The sequence below is a fragment of the Sphingomonas pollutisoli genome (assembly GCF_029167165.1).
GTDB lineage: Bacteria > Pseudomonadota > Alphaproteobacteria > Sphingomonadales > Sphingomonadaceae > Sphingomonas > Sphingomonas pollutisoli.
The window spans coordinates 1-3,924 of record NZ_JARFNJ010000041.1 but is presented as its reverse complement, the minus strand read 5'-3'; the positions used below and the strand labels follow the sequence as shown (position 1 = coordinate 3,924).

General features: G+C 60.1%; 5 protein-coding genes and 1 pseudogene. 4 read left to right on the top strand and 2 right to left on the bottom strand.

Annotation, left to right across the window (positions count from 1 at the left end; all coding sequences use genetic code 11):
• Positions 1-106 precede the first annotated feature (106 nt).
• The 4 genes and pseudogenes from PX554_RS26420 to hmpA all read left to right on the top strand — a co-directional run.
• Positions 107-556: pseudogene (locus PX554_RS26420) on the top strand (site-specific integrase); the annotation flags it as partial.
• A gap of 319 nt (positions 557-875) precedes the next feature.
• Complete coding sequence (locus tag PX554_RS26415) at positions 876-1,355, top strand: group III truncated hemoglobin (RefSeq protein WP_020820530.1); 480 nt, start codon at positions 876-878, stop codon at positions 1,353-1,355.
• The gene (locus tag PX554_RS26410) at positions 1,348-1,623 is read left to right on the top strand and encodes a TehB family protein (protein WP_020820531.1); all 276 of its coding nucleotides are present in this window, start codon (positions 1,348-1,350) and stop codon (positions 1,621-1,623) included. Before PX554_RS26415 ends, PX554_RS26410 begins: the two co-directional genes overlap by 8 nt.
• A 39-nt stretch (positions 1,624-1,662) precedes the next feature.
• Positions 1,663-2,874 (top strand): NO-inducible flavohemoprotein, encoded by a 1,212-nt coding sequence (gene hmpA / locus PX554_RS26405; protein ID WP_004206960.1) that lies wholly within the window; start codon positions 1,663-1,665, stop codon positions 2,872-2,874.
• A gap of 42 nt (positions 2,875-2,916) precedes the next feature.
• Here the strand turns inward: hmpA and PX554_RS26400 are convergent, their stop codons facing one another.
• On the bottom strand, positions 2,917-3,162 hold the full coding sequence (locus tag PX554_RS26400) for a hypothetical protein (RefSeq protein ID WP_020820532.1): 246 nt from the start codon (positions 3,160-3,162) through the stop codon (positions 2,917-2,919).
• Positions 3,163-3,179: 17 nt separating this feature from the next.
• Positions 3,180-3,920 (bottom strand): superoxide dismutase, encoded by a 741-nt coding sequence (locus tag PX554_RS26395; RefSeq protein ID WP_275505032.1) that lies wholly within the window; start codon positions 3,918-3,920, stop codon positions 3,180-3,182.
• Between the last annotated feature and the right edge of the window lie 4 nt (positions 3,921-3,924).

Sequence of the window (3,924 nt, the reverse complement as noted above, 5' to 3'; positions counted from 1 at the left end):
CGACGAAGAGCATGAGGCGATCCGGGATCTGGTGCGGGCGCGGCGCTCTGCTCAGGAAGCGGCAACCTCAGCAAAGCGTTGTCTGGCGAACGAACCTTGAGGTGCCCCCCTGTTTCGCCGGGTGCAGGTGCGCCGCTACAAGGCGCGGGCTGCGGTCAAGGGGCGGCGGATCGAGACGATTTCTGGCCGCGAAAGCTGGGATCTGCGCAAGACGTTGCCGAAGTCGGCGGTGCCGGCGCGCACCGAATATGATGTGGGAGAGGGGGCGTTGCACCCGGGTTCGATCGGGCCGATCTGGCGGGCAATGATCCGGCGCGCCTTCGACAAGGGCGCGCTGAGCGACCTCACCGCCGATGATCTGGCGCAGTTGCTCAAGGGCGTGAGCGCGCATTCGACGCGGGTGGGCTTGAACCAGGATCTGTTTGCGAGCGGCGAGGATCTGGCGGGGATCATGGATGCGCTACGCTGGAAGAGTCCCCGGATGCCGCTCGCCTATAATCGCAATCTGGCGGCAGAGCAGGGTGCCGCCGGCCGCTTGATCGCGAAAATCGGGTGATTAGATCTTGAGCTGCGCATAATTAGGTATTTGTGACGGTGTTTGAAAATTCCGAGTGCGCCAGATCACGCGGATTAGCGTTCCAGCGAATGTCCGACGGAATCGGAAAAGAAAACCCGCCCGTCTTTTGACGGGCGGGCAAGGAAAGGTGTCTACGTCTTACCGAGACTCCTTCGGGTCGCTGGCTGATGCTATGCCTTCGTGTTTCGGATTCAAGGCTAAACTAGCGGGGCTGAGCAGTTTCTCAGGCTGTGTACATCGCCGCGACCGACGACCTGGAAATATGCGCTAGCCTTGCGTTTATGCGCAATCATGATAGATGTATTATATATACATGATTGGAGCGCGAGTCGTGGACGGTGTCTCGAAAATCAGAGAAGAAGAGCTGACTCCTTTGGTGGAGGAATTTTACGCGCGGGTCCGCGCCGACCCCGCGCTTGGGCCGATTTTCAACGATGCGATCGATGACTGGCCGGAGCATCTTGGGAAGCTGACTGCGTTCTGGTCCTCCGTCATGCTCACCAGTGGCCGATACAAGGGGCAACCGGTGCCGGCCCATTTGAAGCATAAGGCCAGGATAACGCCCGCGCTGTTCGAGCGGTGGTTCGCACTCTGGGTTCAAACGACCAATGACAGGATGACGCCCGAAGCGGCAGCGGCGCTACAAGCGAAGGCGCGGCGCATCGCCGAGAGCCTGCAACTGGCGATGTTCTTCCAACTGGAGGAACGGAGTGCTGCATCGGTCGCCAACGCGGAACGTAAGGATGCCATCGAGCGACCAGGGCAAACCCATGGCTGAAATCTTGCCTTACCGTTCCACGCCGGTGTTCAACCAGGACACTCTGCCGGCTGCCTTGCGCGCGCGACATGACACGAAGGCTGGTGTTTGGGGCGTGATCCGGGTTTTCGAGGGCGAACTCCGGCTAACCTACCTCGAGCCACCTTCGGAGATCGTCCTGACGCCTGACCAGCCTGGCTTGATTCTCCCTCAGCAACCGCATTTCGTAACGCCGACAGGGCCGATGAAGATGCAGGTGGATTTTTACGATCACATTCCCAAGCTCTGACATTCCGGGATTTTCAACGCATTCAAAAAGGAGAAGTTGATGACGCAGCCCCTCAGCGATCAGACCATTGCGCTCGTCAAGGCGACCGTCCCCGCGCTCGAAGCGCATGGCCTCGACATCGTGAACGAGATGTATTCCCGGATGTTCCAGAACCCGAACATTCGCGACCTTTTCAACCAATCGCACCATGGTGATGCCGGTTCGCAGCCGCGGGCACTGACCGGCGCCATTCTCGCCTATGCGAGCAACATCGAAAATCTCGGTGCGCTTGCCCCGGCGGTCGAGCGGATCGCGCAGAAGCATGTTGGCCTGCAAATTCTGCCCGAACATTATCCGCACGTTGCCGAGGCGCTCCTGGGGGCGATCAAGGCGGTGCTGGGGGATGCGGCCACCGATGAAATTCTCGCTGCCTGGGGCGAAGCCTACTGGTTCCTGGCCAACATCCTGATCGCCCGCGAGCAGCGAGTCTACTCAGAACAGAAGGATGCGACCGGCGGATGGAATGGCTGGCGCGATTTTCGCGTCGAGGACGTCGTGCGTGAGAGCAGCGTCATCAATTCCTTCGTTCTGCGCCCCGTTGATGGCGGGGCCGTCATGCGGCACAAGCCCGGGCAATATCTGACCTTCTGGCTTGAAATTCCGGGACATCCGCCAGTCAAGCGCAACTATTCGATTTCAGCAGCCCCCAACGGCGAAACCTATCGCATTTCGGTCAAGCGTGAGCCGCTTGGTCTTGCGTCAGGCTGGCTTCATGATGAAGCCAAGCCGGGCACGGTGCTCAAAGTTGCCGCGCCTGCAGGCGAATTCTTCCTGGCAGCGCATGTCGAACGCCCGGTGATCCTCCTGTCGGGCGGCGTGGGGCTGACCCCGATGGTGGCCATGCTCGAAACGCTTGCTGAGGGCGAGGCGGGAGTCCCCGTGCACTATGTCCACGGAACTCATGACCGCGATACCCACGCAATGCGTGATCATGTTCGCGCTGTCGCTGGGCGGGGCAAGTCAATCACCGTCACCGATTTTCATCAGACCCCGCTCGAAGATGAAGTCGCAGGACGGGATTATGACGTCGCCGGCATCATTACCGATGAATGGCTGGTCGCCAACACGCCTGTAGGTGAGGCCGATTACTATATCTGCGGACCACGCCCGTTTCTGCGGCACGCCGTCTCGACCTTGTCGCTGGCTGGCGTCCCATCCGACCGCATTCATTACGAATTCTTCGGTCCGGCGGACGAATTGCTCGCCGCCTGACTGAGCGCGGAAAAGGGCGACATCGCCCTTCTCCGCGTCTACTCAAACCGCCATGTCGGCGTGATCTCGGACTTCTGGACGCACTTGGGCGTCAGCGACAGGTTCCTCGACGAGAATCGCGAACTTGGCACCCTGGTAATAGATGCTGGGCCGATGCCAGGCCCGCGTCACGACGACGACCGTTCCGTCGATCTCGATCTCTTCGCCTGCCTGGGGTGACCGCGCGAAGTGAAAACTGCCCCGGGCTGCTGGGGAACTGCTATCGCCAGCCAAAACGTCAACGAGCATTTACTTCTCCTCCTTATTCAACGGGCGGTCTGTGATGGTGGATAGCGCCACGGCTTGCCCTGGCCGATCGCTGCGTCAAACTGCGTTTCGGCGAAGCTCCAATTTGCGAGCCTGTTCCACCAGGACGTGATCCAGCCCGCGCGATCCTGGCGGTAATCGATGTAGTAGGCATGCTCCCACACATCGCAAGCAAGCAGCGGCGTCACCCCTTCCTCAAGGATTGGGCTACCCGCGTCGTGGGTAGAGATCACCTCGAGCTTGTCGCGCTTCGCGATGAGCCAGACCCAACCCGATCCGAAATGGCCCGTTCCTTCAGCGGAAAAACGCTGTCTGAGCGTTTCGAGACTCCCGAATTCGGACGAAATGGCGCTGGCGAGCAGCCCGGCAGGTTTAACCGTTTTCGGCGCCATGCTCTCCCAAAAGAAGCTATGGTTCCATGCCTGGGCTGCATTGTTGAAGACGCCCTTCGCGCCGCTGCCGTGCGCGATACGGATGATTTCCTCGAGCGTGTGGGCCGAGAAATTCTGCTCGGCCAGCAGCCGATTGAGCGTTTCCACGTAGCGTGCGTGATGTTTGCCGTGGTGGATCTCCAGTGTTTCCGCCGAGAGGACAGGCTCGAGATCCTTGGTCCCATAGGGCAGGGGAGGCAATTCGAAGACGAGCCTCTCAAGGTCGGATTGAGGTATTGCGGATTCCGACGATCGCGCGCAGGCATTCCAATCTGATGCCGCGCAGCGTTCCGATTTGATCGCGCGCACTTGA

What these genes read in the sequence shown, in the direction of transcription:
- hmpA (WP_004206960.1), top strand. Translation starts at nt 1,663, where the DNA reads ATGACGCAGCCCCTCAGCGATCAGACCATTGCGCTCGTCAAGGCGACC.
- PX554_RS26400 (WP_020820532.1), bottom strand. Translation starts at nt 3,162, where the DNA reads ATGCTCGTTGACGTTTTGGCTGGCGATAGCAGTTCCCCAGCAGCCCGG.
- PX554_RS26410 (WP_020820531.1), top strand. Translation starts at nt 1,348, where the DNA reads ATGGCTGAAATCTTGCCTTACCGTTCCACGCCGGTGTTCAACCAGGAC.
- PX554_RS26415 (WP_020820530.1), top strand. Translation starts at nt 876, where the DNA reads ATGTATTATATATACATGATTGGAGCGCGAGTCGTGGACGGTGTCTCG.